The organism is Pseudoflavonifractor sp. HCP28S3_F10 (genome assembly GCF_052065415.1).
GTDB lineage: Bacteria > Bacillota > Clostridia > Oscillospirales > Oscillospiraceae > Pseudoflavonifractor_A.
On sequence record NZ_JBQHUB010000013.1, the window covers coordinates 1 to 18,176 of the forward strand.

Below are 18,176 nucleotides of genomic sequence, written 5' to 3' on the forward strand. Positions count from 1 at the left end.
GCCTGACAACGCTGAAGACAAGACGGTGACCTGGACCTCCAGCGACGAAACCGTTGCAACCGTTGAAAACGGCAAGGTGACCGCTGTTAAGGCGGGTACCGCGACCATCACTGCCAAGGCTGGTGAGCAGTCTGCTTCCTGCGCCGTGACCGTGAAAAATAGCGATAGCGGTTCTTCCGGCGGCGGTGGCGGCGGCAGCAGCGTCACCACCTACGCCATCACCGTGAAGGACGCCAAAAACGGCGATGTGTCCGCCAACCGCAAGAGCGCCTCCAAGGGCACCACCATCACCCTGACTGTGGCCCCCGATAAGGGCTATGTGCTGGACGACATCACCGTGCTGGACAGCAAGGACAAGGAGATCAAGCTCTCCGAAAAGGGTGGCAAGTTCACCTTCACCATGCCCGCCAGTAAGGTCACCGTCCAGGCCACCTTCGCCGAGATCGTGGCAGAGCCTGAGAACCCCTTCGTTGACGTGGCTGACGATGCTTACTACTTCGACGCGGTCCTGTGGGCTGCTGAGGAGGGTATCACCGGCGGTACTTCTGCCACCACTTTCTCTCCCAACGCTACCTGCACCCGCGCTCAGGCCGTCACCTTCCTGTGGCGTGCTGCCGGCAGCCCCGCTCCCAAGAGCAGCGAGATGCCCTTCACGGATGTAGCCTCTGACGCTTATTACCACGACGCCGTCCTGTGGGCCGTGGAGAATGGCATCACCAAGGGCACCAGCGACACCACCTTCAGCCCCAACGCGAAATGCACCCGCGCTCAGATCGTCACCTTCCTGTGGCGTAGCCAGAAGTCTCCCGCCTCTGATAGCGTGAATCCCTTTACCGATGTGGCGGCTGACGCCTACTACAACACCGCAGTTCTGTGGGCTGCTGAAAACGGCATCACTGGCGGCACCAGTGCTACCACCTTCAGCCCCAACAATGACTGCACCCGCGCCCAGATCGTAACCTTCCTGTATCGCTGCTTGGGCTAAATAATCAGGGAACCATAGCACACCCCAGAAGCAAACCATGGGGCGGCGGTGTTTGCCGCCGCCCCATTCGTCTTAGAATGAGGTAATCGTATGAAGCGAAAGGACCGACCCAGCATCGTCCAAAAATTCGGTATCTTCCTGTTCCTGCTGGGCGCTGTCGCCAGTGTGTTGATTGTGTTTTCCTTCGTGCGGGACTATTCGATGGGAATGTTTAGCTCTGGAGCGGAGAATCTTCCCAACTTTGCTTTTGACAGTAGGCAGGATCAGGAACTGTTTTATGTGATGGAGATTTCCTGTTCGATGGGCCTGATGCTTGGTGGTCTTGGTTTATTCATTGAAGACATTCGGGCTTATCTGAAAGAGCGCCGGGGCCAGGATAAGCAGTAACGGCACAGCAGGCCATCTCTCCCAGCAAAAGAAAAAGCACTGGATGGCTGGCATCCAATGCTTTCCTATTTGTTTTCTCTTTTCTCTTTGCCCTCGGTTAGTGCCTCGATGCTTTTACAGAAGTCAATGTACCGCTGAGCGTCATTCGCAGACATCCCATGGAAGAAATCGTAAACGCATTTGGGGACAGCATTGGGAACTGCTGTTTCCGGAAATACCAGCGCATCAAGACTGATGTCCAGATCCTGCGCCAGGATAATGACGGTGTCAAAGCGAGGAATGCTCTGTCCGGTCTCTGCCTGTAAGACGGTCCGATAGCTCATTCCAAGCTTGATAGCAAGCTCTCTTTGCGTCTGATCCCGTGCTTTGCGCTTTTCGAGGACTTTCTCTCCAAACTCGTCTATCGGATCATGCACTATAACTCACCTCAAGGATATTCTAATGGATATTCGCCTCCTGATAAATCACCAAAGAAATCATACTGAGTGAGTAGAAACTCACTTTTATGGGCGGGAGATGGAGGTTTTACCGATGAAGAGATACAAAATTCGACAGAAAGGATGTGCATAACGTAAGGCGAACAGCTGCTTTCGGTTACGAAAAAGAACTGGAAGCGAGCTGCTGAGAAGAGGTGCGATTGGGTATAAGCTAAAGCTCACTTACCATGAGTTAAAATACACCTTCTTATCCGCACACCTGTTTCTCCCAGACCCGCCGACTGCACATCCGCTGAATATAGCCAGAAGAACGCCCCATGCAGGAAGTAGATCCTGCATGGGGCGTTCTTGCCGAATTTTGACGATTTCTGTCGGCTGTCGTTCTCCTCCTGTTCGTGTGCGTTTGCAAAAAGAACCAACACACGATCTATGGAAGGAGAATACAAATGAATCACAATGAAATGGTAAGCTATGTGGAGAATCTTCTGACAAGCTATCGCAACGATCTGCGCAAGCGCGACCTGCTGCGTTTTGAAATGACTCACTCCCGGAATATCACGGATGAGGAGGTGCTGGAGGCCATGGCCCTTGCCAAAGGCGACGGTATCGGCTCCCCCGGGGGCTACATCTCGGACAAGACCTTCTACATCGCGGTGAACTACCAGGAGAAGGCTGAGCGGCTGAACCGCGAGAAAGTGACTTCCATTTCGGAGGAGCTGGTCCGTTTGGAGCAGAAGCTCTCCCGTCTGGAATACTGCGTCAAGCAGCTGCCCTCCAGCCGCGCCGAGGTGATCCGTGGTCTCTACTTTGAGAAGAAGGAGCTGAAGAACCTCGCCCTTGAAATGCACATCAGTGACCGGACCGTGCAGCGGTACCGGGACAGCGCCATCGAGGAGCTGGCTTTGATGTATGAGACGCTGCAGAACGCGGGTGTGGAGCTCCGGGAGTAAAGACCCGGGGAAGGTCCTTCCGTGGCCACAGAGGGGCGCAAAAGCGCTTACAGGCAGCAAAATAACGGAGGAGGGGCTGTGTTCACGCAGCCTCTCCTCCATTCGAAGGGAGTGTTGTTACCAAAGCCGCATTTGGGCATCTGCCGATACCTTCGATAACAGCGGCGGCGTCATGTGCAGGAAATCACCGGCAGCTTGCGGCTGCTCCAGCCAAGGCGCGATCTGGTCTTTTCGCAGCACCAGCGGCATCCGGTGGTGGACTTCCCGCATGGATTCGTTGGCCTGCGTGGTCAGAATGCAGTAGCAGGGCTTTCCGTCCCGGACGGCATACAGTCCTGCCATATAGAGAGCTTCTTCTCCCGGCAGATTGAACCGGTACTTTCGTTTCTGTGCGTCCCACTCATAAAAGCCCGTAGAAGGGATCACACAGCGTTGTGAGGCGACGCTGGCACGGAACATGGGTTTGTCTGCCGCCGTTTCCGCACGGGCGTTGATGACCAGGTTTCCGGGCATTTTATAGCCCCAGGACTGCAGCTCCGGGTGGATACCCTCGTTCGTGGAGACCAGGACAGGCGCCGTGGCCGTGGGCCGGATCTCGCCGGGCGTCCAGGCTCCTGCTCCATGCCTGCGGTCTACCTCTTGTATGATTTGTAGAATTTCAGCACACTGTTCTGCCGTGAACTGATAGCGTCCGCACATCAAAACCACCGCCTATGCCTAAAGATCAGCTTGTGTACTCCAAGATATAGTATAACATGCGTGTCAAAAGAAATCGCCGGCATTGTCACGTCGCCAAATATTACCGCTTGCATAAATCAAACAAATGTTCTATTATTAAGCTGAATATCAGCCCTTAATTGAAAAATTGAAGGTCTGGTTTTTCTGAAAAAACTTTTGAATTGCGACCATCATACAAACAGGGGGTGACGCGCAATGGGACGCCATATTATCCATGCAGATATGAATTGCTTTCTATGCATCCGTTGAAATGCAGCGGCACCCGGAACTGCGTGACAAACCCCTTGCAGTTTGTGGGAGCCAGGAAGAACGGCACGGGATCGTACTGACCGCCAATTACATCGCAAAGCCCCGCGGCGTCAAGACCGGCATGGCCATCTGGCAGGCCCGCCAATGCTGCCCGGATCTGGTAGTGCTGCCGCCGGATATGGGGGAGTATATCCGGATCAGTAAAATGGCGCGGGAGATCTACGAGGACTATACCGACCAGGTGGAGCCTTTTGGCCTTGACGAAAGCTGGCTGGACGTGACGGGCAGCGTGGGGCTTTTTGGCTCTCCCATGACGATTGCCAAGGAGATCAGCGACCGGATCAAGTTTGAACTGGGTATCACAGCGAGCCTTGGGGTTTCAGACAACAAGATCACGGCAAAGCTGGGCAGCGACTATAAGAAACCGGATGCCATTACCCGGATTGAGGCGGACAATTACAAGGAGATCGTCTATCCGCTGCCGGTGGAGGACCTTCTCTATGTGGGGCCGGCTACCAGCAGAAAACTGCGCTCCGTCGGCATCAGCACCATAGGAAGGCTTGCTGAGTGTCCGGTGGATGTCCTGACACACAAGCTGGGTAAAATGGGCGCGATCCTCCATATGTTCGCCAACGGCCGTGATACTTCACCGGTGCAGAAGTCCGACCATATCCCCAACATCAAGTCTGTCGGCAACAGCGCCACGACGCCCCGGGATTTAGTCAATGACGAGGACGTCCATCTGATGCTTTTCCTGCTGGCGGAGAGTGTGGCCTCCCGGATGCGGGAACTGGTATCACGCTGTACGGTGGTAGAGGTTTATGTGCGGGATGTGGAACTCAACTCTTTTTGCCGGCAGCGCAAGCTGAAGAATCCGACCTGCTCCAGCGCTGAGATCGCCGCAGTCGCTTTTGACCTTTTCCGCAGGAATTATCATTGGGATAAGCCAATACGGAGCATTGGCGTCCGGGGCGCCGGCCTGGTGGAAATGGATTCCTGCCTGCAGCTGTCCCTGTATGATGACGATATAAAGCGGGACAGATGGGAGCGGATCGATCAGACAGTGGATGGATTGCGGGAGCGGTATGGCTATATGAGCGTTCGACGGGCCGTGACGATGATGGACCCGCTGCTCGGGCGGATCAATCCCAAGGATGACCACACGGTGCATCCGGTGGGCTATTTCGGAGGTTGATGACATGGAACAAAGGGAAAAACGCTATGTGCCGGTGATCGTCCGCTTTGACACAGACGGAAAAATGCGCCCCATGGAAATCGAGTTTTCCGAGGGACAGACCTTTCCGGTGGATAAGATCCTGGATGTACGCCGCGCCGCCTGCCAGAGTGTGGGCGGCGTGGGTGACCGCTATACCTGCCGCATCCAGGGAAAAGAATCCTATCTGTGGTTTGAGAAGGGGCGATGGTTTGTAGCTGCGAAACAGGTACAGGGAAAGTCATAAGAACCATGCAGGCCACCCCAATCAGGGTGGCCTTTGTTATAAATGATCGTCACTGGCGAGGCTGGCCTGTACTTCTAATTCCGCTTCGTCCAGGGAGAGCGCGTATGGGCAGGCGTGTTTCCATTCTGCACAGCTGTCAGAAGTCCTCCAGTGGGGCCAAATGCTGTGAGAGCGGCGTTCCACTGGTGAACTGTCGCCTCGTTGTCGTGATGATGTCCTTGCCTTGCCGTAAAACACCATGCTATAATTATGATGCAAAAAGGATATTCCCCGTGCATTATGCGTGGGGAATATCCTTTTGTAATTTCACAAAAGGAGGAAGCACCATGACGGCAGCAAAACGGAAAGAAAAAATGTTTTCTGATTACCCTGACGTTGTGACGGTCAAGCAGATGTGTTCCATGTTGGGCGGCATTGGCATGAAGACTGCCTATGCTCTTTTAGAGAGTGGCCAGATCCGCTATACGAAGATCGGCAAATCCTTTAAGATCCCGAAAGTGTTCATTATCGAATATTTAGTGGGTGAAAACTAAAAGTTTCGCCGTAGGGAATTCAAAATAAACCTTTTAGACGCATTGGAGGAGAGAACTGCGCATGGTATAATGATCCTGTCATTGGCAGGGCACTATGCCGCTACAAAAAGGAGGTTTATTATGGTAGCGGGCCATCTGCAAGTAAAGAAAAACTATTACTATATGGTGCTCAATTTCAAAGATGAGAGAGGAAACAGAAAACCCAAATGGATTCCCACTGGCATTCAGGTGGGCGGGAAAAAGAATGAAAAAATGGCGCAGGATATGTTGCTTGAAGCCCGTTGTAGCTACAAAGAAGCAATCATCCGTGTGACTGAGCCATCTGACATGCGTATGAACAGCAATATGCTGTTTGCGGACTATATGCTGAGCTGGCTCTCCATTATCAAAAACTCTGTGGAGGAAGTAACGTATGCGGGATATGAAATAAATATCAAAAAACGGATTGATCCTTATTTCCGTAAGCTCAAGGTTTCCTTGGCCGATCTGACTGCTTTGGACATTGAATCATTCTATGAGTATTGCTTCAATGATTTGAAGGTGAAAGGCAGCACTGTGCAGCATTTCCACGCCAATCTTCATAAGGCGCTAAAGTATGCGGTAAGACACGATTTGATCTCTGCAAACCCGATGGAAAAAGTAGATCGGCCGAAAAGCCGTAAGTTTGTTGGCTCATTCTATTCTCTCGAAGAAGTGGATGAACTTTTCAAATGCGTCAAAGGAGACCCGGTCGAATTTCCTATTCTTATGGCAGCATTCTACGGACTGCGGCGTAGTGAGATTGTGGGCCTTCGGTGGCAATCCATAGACTTTACCGGAAATACGATTATGATCGACCATACTGTTGTGCAGTTTCGCTCCGAAGGCCAAATGAAAGTAATCCCTAAGGATCGCACCAAAAATGAATCCAGCTGTCGGTCTTTGCCGCTGGTTCCGCAGTTTCGAGAACTGCTGCTCCGAATGAAAGAGCGGCAGAATCAGTGTCGCAAACTGTGCGGGAGCTGCTATACAGACAGTGGGTACATCTATGTAAATGACCTGGGCATTCCCTATAAGCCTAATTTTGTGACTCAACATTTCAAAGTCCTATTGAAGAAGAATGGCTTGCGCGACATCCGTTTTCATGATCTGCGCCATACCTGTGCATCGTTGCTTCTCAAGAACGGAGTGTCTATGAAAGAAATCCAGGAGTGGCTGGGACATAGCGATTATTCAACAACTGCGAACATTTATGCGCATTTGGATACAACATCAAAAAATACATCGGCCTTAAAGATGACTGGAGCATTGAGTATTGATCCTGGAATCAGCGCAATTTTTTGATTTCAGTCTCAGAAAGCGCCGACCTCGGTAAGCGAGAGACATGGCTAAAACAGACAAAAACGCCCGGTTTCTCTAAGCTGAGAAACCGGGCGTTTTTGTTTGGTGCCGGTGGTGGGACTCGAACCCACACGCTGTCGCCAGCGGCGGATTTTGAATCCGCTACGTCTACCAATTCCATCACACCGGCAAATTTGCCGAAATCCCCTCAGGAGAGAACTGTGGAGAGAACTCGGAAAATTGCTAAATAAAGTATACCTCGAAAGCCTTGAAAAATCAAGGGGTCGCCAGAACGATGGATTGTTAGACGTACTGGCTTTTGAGTCAGTCTCGTCTGCCATTCCGACACACCGGCGTACCAGTTTCCTATTATATCGGACGGGAAGGGATTTGACAAGAGAAAACAGAAAAATTTTGCCGCGACGGTGGGAGAACGAAGGGCAAAATCAGAAATAGGAATACCATTTGCCGCGAAACTGTGGTACAATTAACAAATAATAAATTTACGACAAATTCACGGATCGCGCACAGGCCGCAGAAGGGCGCTGCGCCTTTTCAAATCACAGAGAAAGGTCGGACAGAATGAAAAATACTGCCGGACTCGCCGTCATGCTGCTGGCCCTGCTGTCTCTGGCGGGCTGTTCCCTGCATTCGGACGATGACCTCTATCATATCCCTGAGCCGCCCAGGGAATTCCAGAACCTGACCAACCGGATCTCCACCGTTACGGACCAGGGGGCGGAGTACAGCGCGCCGCTGAGCGGGGAGAACATCCAGAACATCCAGCTCCAGGACCTGGACGGAGACGGTGTGGTGGACTCGGCGATCACTTTTTTCCGCATGAGCGGCGAGGAGAACCCGCTGAAGATCTACATTTACCGCCAGACTGAGGGAGATTATGAGCTGGAGGCGGTGATCGAGGGAGCCGGAACGGCCATTAACTATGTGGACTACGTGAATCTGGACGACAAACCGGACAAGGAGATCGTGGTGAGCTGGCAGTACAGCGACAAGCTCCACTTCCTGGACGCTTACCGGGTGTCCGGCGGACAGGTGGTCCAGATGCTGCACACGGACTATACCTATTTCAAAATTTTCGATATGGACCGGAACAATGACCAGGAGATCGTGGTCATCAACCAGCAGACCGACCTGCCCGGCCAGGTGGAGCTCTATGACTGCCGGGATGGGCTGATGGAGCTGGACTCTGCCGCCGGGATCTCCCGCACCGACCTCATGACGGCTGAAGCGGGCCAATCCGCGGCCAGCATCAAGGAGAGCGACGTGCGCAAGGGGTATCTCAAGGATATGGTGCCCGCCATCTTCGTCACATCCGACCTCTTCCGGGAGAGCAGCAATTTCCGTTATACCGATATCTTCGCCTGGGAGAGTGGGGAGGACGGGAAAAAGACGCTGCGGAATGTGACGCTGGATCCGGAACAGGGCTACAGCGTCAGCACGGTGGGCAATTACGCCGTGGTGGGGCCCACCGATATCAACAAGGATTCCATCCTGGAGCTGCCCTCCTCGGTGGAGATCAGGGAGTATAAGTCCACCGGGACCGTTCCCAACTTCTGGCTCAACCGCTGGAACCAGTATGATGCGGAAGGGCAGCCCCACTATATCTACTCCACCTACTACAATGACCGGGACGGCTGGTATCTGGAATTGCCGGAGGAGTGGCTGGGCAAGATCACCCTCTCCCGCAGCGACACGGCGGGCGGCGGCGAGCGGGCAGTCATCTTCTCCTACTGGGAGGAGGACAGCGGAGAGGAGCCGATCCCCTTCCTGACTATCTACCGCCTGGCAGGCAGCAACCGGGTGAGCCGGGCCGGTCTGCCCGGACGGTTCCGCCTGGCGGACAGCGGCGAGGAAAATCCCAGCATCCTGTACGCCGCCCGCTTTGAGGAGCACGGCTGGGACTGCGGACTGGACGAGGAGGAGCTCAGAGCGAAATTCCATGTGATCCGCGCCGACTGGGGCTCCTTTGACTGAATGGGTATTTCGTGAGACAGGAGAGTGAAGGATGTTGAAAAAGGTACTGGTATTGGAAGACGAGGCCAATATCCGCAGCTTTGTGGTCATCAATCTGAAGCGGGCCGGCTATGAGACCATTGAGGCCGGCACCGGCGAGGAGGCCCTGGAACAGCTCAAGCACAACCCCGATATCAAGGTGGCGCTGCTGGACATCATGCTGCCCGGTATGGACGGCTTTGAGGTCTGCCGCCGGATCCGGGCCAGCAACAACCAGATCGGCATCATCATGCTGACCGCCCGTACCCAGGAGATGGACAAGGTCACCGGCCTGATGACCGGGGCGGACGACTATGTGACCAAGCCCTTCTCCCCGGCAGAGCTCACCGCCCGGGTGGACGCCCTCTACCGCCGGGCCGGCGGCGTGGTGGTGGAGAATACCGGCGAGATCAGCCAGCCCCCCTTCCTGCTCAATACCCGCAACCGGACGCTGGAGAAAAACGGCCAGCGGGTCAAGCTGACCCAGGTGGAGTACGCCATCGTCAAGCTCTTCATGGAAAATCCGGGCAAGGCCCTCTCACGGGAGGAGATCCTGGATACAGTGTGGGGCCGGGATTATTTCGGTGAGCTGAAGATCGTGGATGTGAATATCCGCCGTCTGCGGATCAAGATCGAGGACGATCCCACCAATCCATCCTTTATCAATACTGTGTGGGGCTACGGCTACAAATGGGGCGCGTAAGCCCGGATCCTCTTCCAGGTGGTGCATAAATGAAGAAGATGAAGGGCATTCGGAAGCGCTGGATGATGAACAACATCAGCGCCGCCCTGGTGATCGTTCTGCTGGCAGTGACCGCCTTCTCGGTGGCCATGGTCAGCTACTACTACTCCAGCATGAGCCGGGGGCTGGAGGAAAAGACCCGGACCGCCGTCAACGTGTTCGGCGGCTATAAGACGGAGGCGGCCTATTATCAGAACGCCTACACCTTTGTCAACAACCAGTTTGAGGACCGGGACCGGCTGGAATTTCAGATCCTGGACAGCGATGGCGCGGTTCACTTCTCCAGCTACCTGCTCATCTCGGGCTACAAGCCGGGCACGCCGGACATCGACGAGGCCCTGGGCAGAGTGGAGGGGGTCTCCCCCCGGATGCGGATGTGGACAGGCAATGACCCCAGCACCGGCGAGCATATCATGGCGGTGTCCTGCCCCCTGATGGTGGACGGCCAGGTGGTGTCGGCCATCCGCATGGTCACCTCCCTGACCTGGGTGGACCGGCAGATCTTCCTGGTGGTGGGCGTCTCCCTGCTGGTGGGCATGCTCATTCTGGTCATGCTCTATTTCTCGGGGCTCTTCTTTGTCCGCTCCATCGTGGACCCGGTGGCCGACGTGACCCGCACCGCCGAGCACATCGCCGCGGGGAGCTACGGCATCCAGATCGAGAAGAAGTTTGATGACGAGGTGGGCGACCTCATCGACGCCATCAACAATATGTCGCTGAAGATCAAGCAGTCGGAGAAGATGAAGAACGAGTTCATCTCCTCAGTGTCCCACGAGCTGCGCACCCCCCTCACCGCCATCAACGGCTGGGCCGAGACCATCATGAACGGCGAGGTGCGGGACGCCCAGGACGTGAAGAAGGGCATGGGCATCATCGTCAGCGAGGCCCGTCGCCTGACCAACATGGTGGAGGAGCTGCTGGAGTTCTCCCGCATCCAGGACGGCCGGTTCACCCTGTCTATCGAGCCGGTGGATATCAAGGCCGAGCTGGAGGACGCGGTCTATACCTACAAGGAATTTTTCCGGCGGGAGGGCATCGAGCTGACCCATACCGACTGCGAAGAGGAATTCCCGGTTATGAACGCCGACCCGGAGCGGCTGCGGCAGGTGTTCTGCAACCTGCTGGACAACGCAGCCAAGCACGGCGGCAGCGGAAAGCGCATCGACACCGCCATCCGCCGGGAGGAGGATCAGGCGGTTATCACCATCCGGGACTACGGCCCCGGCATTCCGGAGGAGGAGCTCCCCCACGTCAAGACCAAGTTCTACAAGGGCAGCTCCAAGGCCAGAGGCAGCGGCATCGGCCTGGCGGTGTGCGACGAGATCGTGGCCCGGCACCAGGGTACGCTGGACATCGGCAATGCCGAGGGCGGCGGCTGTATCGTTACCATCCGGTTCCCGATTGGAACATAAGTTCGACTTCCCGGCTTGCAAATGATGGGGGATTCTGGTACAATCGGAGCGGAGAAAGTCCGGGGATGCCTCTCGCGCTGTCTCCAAGATAGAAAGATCCGAAAGGGATCACAAAGGAGTTTTCTATGCCTGAACAGGAAGCAAGAGCCTGCGCCAGACCGTTCAAGACCATGATCGGCGGCCAGGCGCTCATTGAAGGGATCATGATGATGGGGCCGGAAAAGAAGGCCGTGGTGGTCCGCCGCAGCGACGGCGGGCTGGAGGAGCAGGTGGAGGACCGGGTGCTCATCAAGGACAAGCATCCCATTTTCGGCGTACCCCTGATCCGGGGCGTATTCAACTTTGGTTCCTCCATGGCCAACGGCGTAAAGGCCCTGATGTACTCAGCGGAGTTTTACCCCGAGGATGACGAGCCGGAGGAGCCCTCCAAATTCGAGCGCTGGCTGGAGGAAAAGCTGGGCAGCGAGAAGGTGTACTCCCTGGTGGTGACCCTGGCTCTGGTGCTGGGGATCGCCTTCTCGGTGGGGCTGTTCATCCTGCTGCCCACTGCCGTGGTGGGAGGCGTCGGCTGGCTGTTCCACGGTATGCCCATGTGGGTGCGCAACGTGCTGGAGGGCGTGGTGCGCATCATCATCTTTATGGCCTATCTGATGCTCTGTTCCAAAACAAAGGATATGCACCGGGTGTTCCAGTACCATGGCGCCGAGCACAAGACCATCTTCTGCTACGAGGCCGGCCTGCCTCTGACGGTGGAGAACGTGCGCCGTCAGCCCCGGCACCATCCCCGGTGCGGCACCAGCTTTTTGTTTGTGGTCATCGTGGTAGCCATCCTCATCTCCAGCTTTGTGTTCTCCTTTGTGGAGATCACCAACGTGTTCGCCCGTATGGGCGTCCACCTGCTGCTGCTGCCGGTGGTGGTGAGCATCACCTATGAGCTCAACCGCTGGGTGGGCCGCCACGACAATCCGGTGACCCGCCTGCTCACCGCGCCCGGCCTGTGGCTCCAGAACTGGACCACCTTTGAGCCGGACGACTCCATGATCGAGGTGGGCATCCGCTCCCTGGAGCTGGTGCTGCCCAGCGAAAAGGGCAAGGACGCGTGGTAATGAGAAGCGCGGAGGCGAGCGGAGCAGGGCGGATGGACCGGAGGGAGGGCGCGAAACCGAAGGACCGCGGAGCGGGCCTGTTTCAAGCCCGAGACGGAGGGAAGCCGCCCGTCGCGCAGCCGCCGCAGCGTGACCAAACGGCATTTGACCACAGAGAGAAACTGAGTCAGAGGGTGATTCCATGGCGACCACCTATAACAACCTGTATCTGGATGCCAGGAAGAGGCTGAAGGCCGCCGGGATCGAGGCGGCTCAGCTGGAGGCCAGGGAGATCGTGTGCTTTGCGGCGGAGAAGTCCCGGGACCAGTTTTACCGGGATTTGACCCTGTATGCCTCCGACCAGGTGGAGCAGAAGATGGCCGAATTGGTGGAGCGCCGTCTGGCCGGGGAGCCTGTGGCCTATCTCATCGGCGAGTGGGAGTTTTACGGCCTGCCGCTGGATATTTCCCGGGACGTGCTCATCCCCCGGCTGGACACCGAGGTGCTGGCCGAGCAGGCCATCCTGCTGGCCCGGGCCGCCGGAGAGGGGGCGCGGGTGCTGGACCTGTGTGCCGGCAGTGGCTGCGTGGGTCTGGCGGTGGCCGCCAATGTGCCGGGATGCCGGGTGGTGCTGGCCGATGTGTCCGAGGGGGCGCTGCGGATCTGCCGGCAGAATGTGCGCCGCAACGACCTGAACGCCCGGGTCACCTGTGTCCAGGCCGATGCCCGGCAGGATCCGCCGGCCGCCCTGTGGGATTTTGATGTGATTGTCAGCAACCCGCCCTACATCCCCAGCCGGGATATCCAGGGGCTGGACTCCTCGGTGAAGGACTATGAGCCCCGGATGGCCCTGGATGGCGGAGACGACGGGCTGGACTTCTACCGCGTGATTGCCCGCAAGTGGAAAAGCGCCCTTCGGCTGGGGGGCACCCTCCTCTTTGAGGTGGGCATGGGACAGGACCGGGATGTGGAGGCCATTTTGTCCGGAGAGGGCTATGAACACATCCGCAGTTTTCAGGATACCGGCGGCATCTGGCGCGTGGTGACCGGAGAGGTCAACGGTTAAGAGTCCGGTTTATTGGACAGTACATATGCGATACTCAGAGTGTACACAGGGCGGGGCAAGGCGTCCGTCCTGTTCTCCATACGGCGCCGGCCGGGGGCCGGCCGGAAAGGAAGGGGATAACAATGGCAGATAAGAAAAAGATGGTGGAAGCGGCGGCTCCTGCGGCGGATAAGAAGAAGGCCCTGGAGACCTGCCTTGCCAATATCGAAAAGACCTACGGAAAGGGCACGGTCATGCGTCTGGGCGAGAACAGCAACGTGGTGGTGGAGGCCATCCCCACCGGCTCCCTGTCCCTGGATCTGGCGCTGGGCATCGGCGGCGTGCCCAAGGGCCGCATCATCGAGGTGTACGGCCCCGAATCCTCCGGTAAGACCACTCTGGCCCTCCATATCGTGGCCGAGGCACAGAAGCGGGGCGGCGAGGTGGCCTTCATCGACGCGGAGCACGCCCTGGACCCGTCCTACGCCCGTGCGCTGGGGGTGGATATCGACTCCATGCTCATCTCCCAGCCCGACACCGGCGAGCAGGGCCTGGAGATCTGCGAGGCCCTGGTCCGCTCCGGCGCCATCGACGTGGTGGTGGTGGACTCGGTGGCCGCGCTGACTCCCCGGGCCGAGATCGAGGGCGACATGGGCGACAGCCACGTGGGCCTGCTGGCCCGCCTGATGAGCCAGGCCCTGCGCAAGCTGGCCGGCTCCATCGCCAAGACCAACTGCATCGTGGTCTTTATCAACCAGCTCCGCGAGAAGGTGGGCGTGGTCTACGGCAACCCCGAGGTCACCACCGGTGGCCGTGCGCTGAAGTTCTACGCCTCGGTGCGGATGGACGTGCGCCGGGTGGAATCCCTGAAGAGCGGCGGTGAGGTCATCGGCAACCGCACCCGGGTCAAGGTAGTCAAGAACAAGGTGGCCCCTCCGTTCCGTGAGGCCGAGTTCGACATCATGTACGGCGAGGGCATCTCCAAGGTGGGCGAGCTGGTGGATCTGGGCGTCAAGCTGGACGTGATCCAGAAGTCGGGTTCCTGGTTCTCCATGGGCGAGATGCGCATCGGCCAGGGCCGGGATGCGGTGAAGCAGTATCTGAAGGATAATCCCGACGTGGCCCAGCAGATCGAGGAGGAGATCCGCCGCAATTCGTTTAAACTCATGTCCAGCCAGTCCCAGGTGGCGGCCCGTGCCGCCGGCCGGGCAGTGGATGTGAGTGCCGAGGATTTTGAGGACGGCGGCGACAATGCGTCTGAATAAGCTCTCGCCCTCCCAGAAGGTCCGGGGCCGGTGGCTCCTTTACCTGGAGGATGGCAGTATCCTGCGGGTGGGGGAGAACGAGGTGGTCTCCTTCGGGCTGTACGCGGGGATGGAGCTGACGGCGGAGACCCTGGAGGCGCTGCAGGCGGCCCAGCGGCGCTCCGCCCTGCGGGAGAAAGCCCTGCGGGCGCTGGAGCTGCGTCCCCTTTCCCGGAAGGAGCTGGTGGACAAGCTCACCGCCCGCCCACGGAAGCGGGGGAGCGGGGAGCAGGAGGAGCCCCCTGACCGGGAGGCCGCCCAGGCGGTGGCCGACTGGCTGGAGGAGCTGGGCTATCTCAACGATGAAGAATATGCCAAGAGTGTGGTGCGCCACTACTCGGCCAAGGGCTATGGGGCCCGGCGGCTCCGGGACGAGCTCTGCCGCCGGGGCGTCCCCCGGGAGTACTGGGAGGAGGCCCTGGCCGAGGCGGAGGAGTCTGATGAGTGCATCGACGCCTTCCTCGCCAAAAAGCTGCGGGGGACCGAGCCCGGGGACCGGAAGGCACTGAAGCGGGCGTCCGACGCCCTGGCCCGCCGGGGATATTCCTGGTCGGAGATCCGGGACGCGCTGGCGCGGTATGGCGCGGAGCTGTAGGGCGGGGCGCCTCCGCCCCGCCGTGAGACGCGGCACCCTCCCGACCCGTGTGAACAGCATAAAAATAACCCAAATTGGAGCGATCATATGTCTTATCGAGTAGCATTTGTATCTCTGGGCTGCGCCAAGAATCTGGTCAACACCGAGCAGATGATGGCACTGTGCCGCGAGGCTGGGTATACCGTTACCGGCGAGGCCGAAGGGGCCGACGTGGCCGTTTTGAATACCTGCGGCTTCATCGAGTCGGCCAAGAGCGAGGCCATCGACAACATCCTGGAGCTTGCCCGGCTGAAGGAGCAGGGCAAGCTGAAAAAGCTGCTGGTCACCGGCTGCCTCACCCAGCGCTACCGGGAGGAGATCCGCACGGAGCTGCCCGAGGTGGACGGCATGCTGGGCACCGGCAGCTATACCGACGTGGTCTCCGCGGTGGAGGAGCTGATGGCCGGGGAGCACCCGGAGCACTTTGGCGACATCCACCGTACCTATGAAGATGGGGAGCGGATGGTCACCACCGCGCCCTATACCGCCTTTCTGAAGATCGCCGAGGGGTGCAGCAACGGCTGCGCCTTCTGCATCATCCCCAAGCTCCGGGGCCGCTACCGCAGCCGCTCCATGGAGTCTCTGCTCCATGAGGCCAGAGGCCTGGCCGACCGGGGCGTGAAGGAGCTTATCGTCATCGCCCAGGACATCACCCGCTACGGTCTGGACCTGGGGGACGGCAGCACCCTGGCGGGCCTGCTGCGGGAGCTGTGCAGGCTGCCCTTCCACTGGATCCGGCTGCACTACCTGTACCCCGAGGCGGTGACCGACGAGCTCATCGGGACCATCGCGTCGGAGAAGAAGATCCTCCACTATCTGGATATCCCCATCCAGCACTGCAACGACGGCATCCTCTCCGCCATGCGCCGGCGGAACACCAAGGCCGAGCTGGTGGAGCTCTTTGCCAGGCTCCGCGCCGCCATGCCCGATGTGGTCATCCGTACCTCTCTCATCTGTGGCCTGCCCGGCGAGGGGGAGGCCGAATTTGAGGAGCTGTGCGAGTTCCTGCGGGAGCAGAAGCTCCAGCGGGCCGGCGTGTTCCAATACTCCCGGGAGGAGGGCACCCTGGCCGCCCGGATGGAAAATCAGGTGGAGGACGACGTGGCCCGCCGCCGGGTGGAGCTGGTGGTGGACCTGCAGTCCCGGGTCATGGACGAGTGGAACGAGAGCCGCCTGGGCGAGGTGGTGGAGGTCCTGTGCGAGGGCTTCGACAGCGCCGAGGGCTGCTTCGTGGGCCGCACCTGGGCCGACTCGCCGGAGATCGACGGCCGGGTGCTGTTCACCGCCGGGGGACTCGTCCCCGCGGGCGAGTTTGTCAATGTCCGCCTGACCGGGGTCTCTGATGGGGACCTCACCGGCGAGATCGAGGAGTGAAGCTATGAATACCGCCAATAAGCTGACCATGCTGCGGATCGTGATGATCCCGGTTTTTCTGGTCATCCTTTACCTGAATTTTCCCTTCAACCGCTACCTGGCCCTGCTCATCTTCATCCTGGCCAGTGTCACCGACTTTATCGACGGCTACATCGCCCGGCACTATAACCAGGTCACCGACTTCGGCAAGTTCATGGACCCGCTGGCTGACAAGATGCTGGTGATGGCTGCCATGCTGTGGTTCGTGGAGGCGGGGCGCATGCCCGCCTGGGCCCTCCTGATTGTGGTGGTGCGGGAGTTCGCCGTCAGCGGCCTGCGGCTCATCGCCGTGGACAACGGACGGGTCATTGCCGCCGCCTGGTCGGGCAAGGTCAAGACGGCCTCCACCATGGTGGGCATCTGCCTGATGCTGCTGCCGGTGCCCCGGGCGGTAGACCTGGCGGTCACCGCCGTGATCGTGGTGACAACGGTATATTCCGGTGTGGAATACTTCGTGAAAAACCGTGACGTGATCGATTGGAGCCACATGTGAGCGGGGAGAAGCGGTCCCTCCGGGTGGGAATGATGCTGCTGGGCATCTTTCTCATGGGTACCGGAGTGGCATGCATGGTCAAGTCCCGTACCGGCACATCGGCCATTACCAGTCTGCCCACCATCCTGAATGTGATCGTGCCCCGGATCTCCCTGGGGACCTTTACATTCCTGTTCAACATGCTCTTTTTCCTGGGACAGTTTCTGGTGGAGCCGGGCACCTTCCGCCCATCGAAGCTGCTGCAGATCGTGCCCACCTTTTTCTTCGGGCTGGCGGTGGACGTGAACATGTGGCTGCTGGGCTGGTGGGTGCCGCCAAACTACGCCTTTCAGCTGGCCACCCTGCTGTGCGGCGTGGTCATCTTCGGCCTGAGCCTGGCTATGATGATCTCGGCCAATGTGATCCTCATGCCCATCGACTCTTTCATGTCGGCGGTGTGCCGCAGGTTCCATATGGAGTTTGGCAACGTCAAGACAGGGCTGGACGTATCCATGGTGATCCTGTCCACAGTCGTCTCCCTGCTGGCGCTCCACCGTCTGGTGGGCGTGCGGGAGGGCACGGTGGTGGCCGCCGTCTGCGTGGGCCAGTGCTGCCGCCTGTGGCGCCGGTTCACCGACCGGCTGGTGGGGACTGAACAGTAGTCTGAGGAGAGGGCCGCAAAAGCGGTCCTCTTTTTGCGTGCCTGTATCGGAGCGAGAAGGATGCCACGCCCTTGACACCCGGGACGTGCTATGCTAATATAATGTATCAAAGAACAGCGCGAGGAACGGAAAGAGTAGCATCTCACCCGGCGGACAGAGAGGGCGCGTCAACGGCTGAAAGCGCGCCACTGGCGGAGGATGTGAAGTGCGTCCGGGAGCGCGGGACGTAATGGTCCCCGGTTGGCCGCCGTTAGCGGGCCGGGCTGGTTGCTGGACCGGCCATGAGTGAATACAAGAGTGGAACCGCGACTGTGAAGCCGCCTCTTGTGCCCGAG

The 18,176-nt window shown here is 58.3% G+C and carries 19 protein-coding genes and 1 tRNA gene; 17 read left to right on the forward strand and 3 right to left on the reverse strand.

The annotated features are described in order from the left end of the window. Both ACTNBZ_RS07200 and ACTNBZ_RS07205 read left to right on the forward strand, forming a co-directional pair. Positions 1-985 (forward strand): S-layer homology domain-containing protein (locus ACTNBZ_RS07200; protein ID WP_441208993.1); only part of this gene is annotated, 985 nt, incomplete at its 5' end. Positions 986-1,075: 90 nt separating this feature from the next. Beyond that, on the forward strand, positions 1,076-1,372 hold the full coding sequence (locus ACTNBZ_RS07205; RefSeq protein ID WP_441208994.1) for a hypothetical protein: 297 nt from the start codon (positions 1,076-1,078) through the stop codon (positions 1,370-1,372). Positions 1,373-1,437: 65 nt separating this feature from the next. Here the strand turns inward: ACTNBZ_RS07205 and ACTNBZ_RS07210 are convergent, their stop codons facing one another. Continuing rightward, positions 1,438-1,788: a helix-turn-helix domain-containing protein gene (locus tag ACTNBZ_RS07210; RefSeq protein WP_441208995.1), complete on the reverse strand. Its 351-nt coding sequence runs from the start codon at positions 1,786-1,788 to the stop codon at positions 1,438-1,440. Between the two features lie 467 nt (positions 1,789-2,255). Here ACTNBZ_RS07210 and ACTNBZ_RS07215 point away from each other — a divergent pair, with 467 nt between their 5' ends. After that, a complete protein-coding gene (locus ACTNBZ_RS07215) occupies positions 2,256-2,759 on the forward strand; it encodes a hypothetical protein (RefSeq protein ID WP_441208996.1) in 504 nt (167 codons plus the stop codon). 117 nt (positions 2,760-2,876) lie between these two features. Here ACTNBZ_RS07215 and ACTNBZ_RS07220 read toward each other — a convergent pair whose 3' ends face one another. Continuing rightward, positions 2,877-3,458 carry an SOS response-associated peptidase gene (locus ACTNBZ_RS07220; RefSeq protein WP_441208997.1) on the reverse strand — a complete coding sequence of 194 codons (582 nt, stop codon included), beginning with the start codon at positions 3,456-3,458 and terminating at the stop codon, positions 2,877-2,879. A 289-nt stretch (positions 3,459-3,747) separates the two neighbouring features. Here ACTNBZ_RS07220 and ACTNBZ_RS07225 point away from each other — a divergent pair, with 289 nt between their 5' ends. The 4 genes from ACTNBZ_RS07225 (at position 3,748) to ACTNBZ_RS07240 (ending at position 7,062) form a co-directional block, all read left to right on the forward strand. Next, positions 3,748-4,941, forward strand: coding sequence for a Y-family DNA polymerase (locus tag ACTNBZ_RS07225; RefSeq protein ID WP_441208998.1), 1,194 nt, complete (start codon positions 3,748-3,750; stop codon positions 4,939-4,941). A 4-nt stretch (positions 4,942-4,945) separates the two neighbouring features. Next, positions 4,946-5,206, forward strand: coding sequence for a hypothetical protein (locus ACTNBZ_RS07230; RefSeq protein WP_441208999.1), 261 nt, complete (start codon positions 4,946-4,948; stop codon positions 5,204-5,206). A 326-nt stretch (positions 5,207-5,532) separates the two neighbouring features. Further along, positions 5,533-5,739, forward strand: a complete 207-nt coding sequence (locus ACTNBZ_RS07235; RefSeq protein ID WP_441209000.1) for a helix-turn-helix domain-containing protein — start codon at positions 5,533-5,535, stop codon at positions 5,737-5,739. A gap of 120 nt (positions 5,740-5,859) precedes the next feature. After that, positions 5,860-7,062 carry a tyrosine-type recombinase/integrase gene (locus ACTNBZ_RS07240; RefSeq protein ID WP_325195045.1) on the forward strand — a complete coding sequence of 401 codons (1,203 nt, stop codon included), beginning with the start codon at positions 5,860-5,862 and terminating at the stop codon, positions 7,060-7,062. A 100-nt stretch (positions 7,063-7,162) separates the two neighbouring features. Here the strand turns inward: ACTNBZ_RS07240 and ACTNBZ_RS07245 are convergent. Next, positions 7,163-7,249: transfer RNA gene (locus ACTNBZ_RS07245), tRNA-Leu, on the reverse strand. A 392-nt stretch (positions 7,250-7,641) separates the two neighbouring features. Between ACTNBZ_RS07245 and ACTNBZ_RS07250 the strand changes: the two genes are divergently transcribed. From ACTNBZ_RS07250 to ACTNBZ_RS07295, 10 genes are all read left to right on the forward strand, one after another. Beyond that, the gene (locus ACTNBZ_RS07250; RefSeq protein WP_441209001.1) at positions 7,642-9,054 is read left to right on the forward strand and encodes a hypothetical protein; all 1,413 of its coding nucleotides are present in this window, start codon (positions 7,642-7,644) and stop codon (positions 9,052-9,054) included. 34 nt (positions 9,055-9,088) lie between these two features. Then, the gene (locus tag ACTNBZ_RS07255; RefSeq protein ID WP_441209057.1) at positions 9,089-9,775 is read left to right on the forward strand and encodes a response regulator transcription factor; all 687 of its coding nucleotides are present in this window, start codon (positions 9,089-9,091) and stop codon (positions 9,773-9,775) included. A 29-nt stretch (positions 9,776-9,804) separates the two neighbouring features. Then, entirely contained in the window at positions 9,805-11,226 is a 1,422-nt protein-coding gene (locus tag ACTNBZ_RS07260; RefSeq protein ID WP_441209002.1) for a sensor histidine kinase, read from the forward strand. A gap of 125 nt (positions 11,227-11,351) precedes the next feature. Next, a complete protein-coding gene (locus ACTNBZ_RS07265) occupies positions 11,352-12,332 on the forward strand; it encodes a DUF1385 domain-containing protein (protein ID WP_441209003.1) in 981 nt (326 codons plus the stop codon). 181 nt (positions 12,333-12,513) lie between these two features. Beyond that, positions 12,514-13,377 (forward strand): peptide chain release factor N(5)-glutamine methyltransferase, encoded by an 864-nt coding sequence (gene prmC, locus ACTNBZ_RS07270; RefSeq protein WP_441209004.1) that lies wholly within the window; start codon positions 12,514-12,516, stop codon positions 13,375-13,377. A 122-nt stretch (positions 13,378-13,499) separates the two neighbouring features. Continuing rightward, positions 13,500-14,621: a recombinase RecA gene (gene recA, locus ACTNBZ_RS07275; RefSeq protein WP_441209005.1), complete on the forward strand. Its 1,122-nt coding sequence runs from the start codon at positions 13,500-13,502 to the stop codon at positions 14,619-14,621. After that, positions 14,608-15,255: a regulatory protein RecX gene (locus tag ACTNBZ_RS07280; protein ID WP_441209006.1), complete on the forward strand. Its 648-nt coding sequence runs from the start codon at positions 14,608-14,610 to the stop codon at positions 15,253-15,255. Before recA ends, ACTNBZ_RS07280 begins: the two co-directional genes overlap by 14 nt. Before the next feature lie 87 nt (positions 15,256-15,342). Next, positions 15,343-16,668 carry a 30S ribosomal protein S12 methylthiotransferase RimO gene (gene rimO / locus ACTNBZ_RS07285; protein ID WP_441209007.1) on the forward strand — a complete coding sequence of 442 codons (1,326 nt, stop codon included), beginning with the start codon at positions 15,343-15,345 and terminating at the stop codon, positions 16,666-16,668. 4 nt (positions 16,669-16,672) lie between these two features. Continuing rightward, positions 16,673-17,200: a CDP-diacylglycerol--glycerol-3-phosphate 3-phosphatidyltransferase gene (pgsA, locus tag ACTNBZ_RS07290; protein ID WP_441209008.1), complete on the forward strand. Its 528-nt coding sequence runs from the start codon at positions 16,673-16,675 to the stop codon at positions 17,198-17,200. Then, a complete protein-coding gene (locus tag ACTNBZ_RS07295) occupies positions 17,197-17,841 on the forward strand; it encodes a YczE/YyaS/YitT family protein (protein WP_441209009.1) in 645 nt (214 codons plus the stop codon). Before pgsA ends, ACTNBZ_RS07295 begins: the two co-directional genes overlap by 4 nt. Positions 17,842-18,176 lie beyond the last annotated feature (335 nt).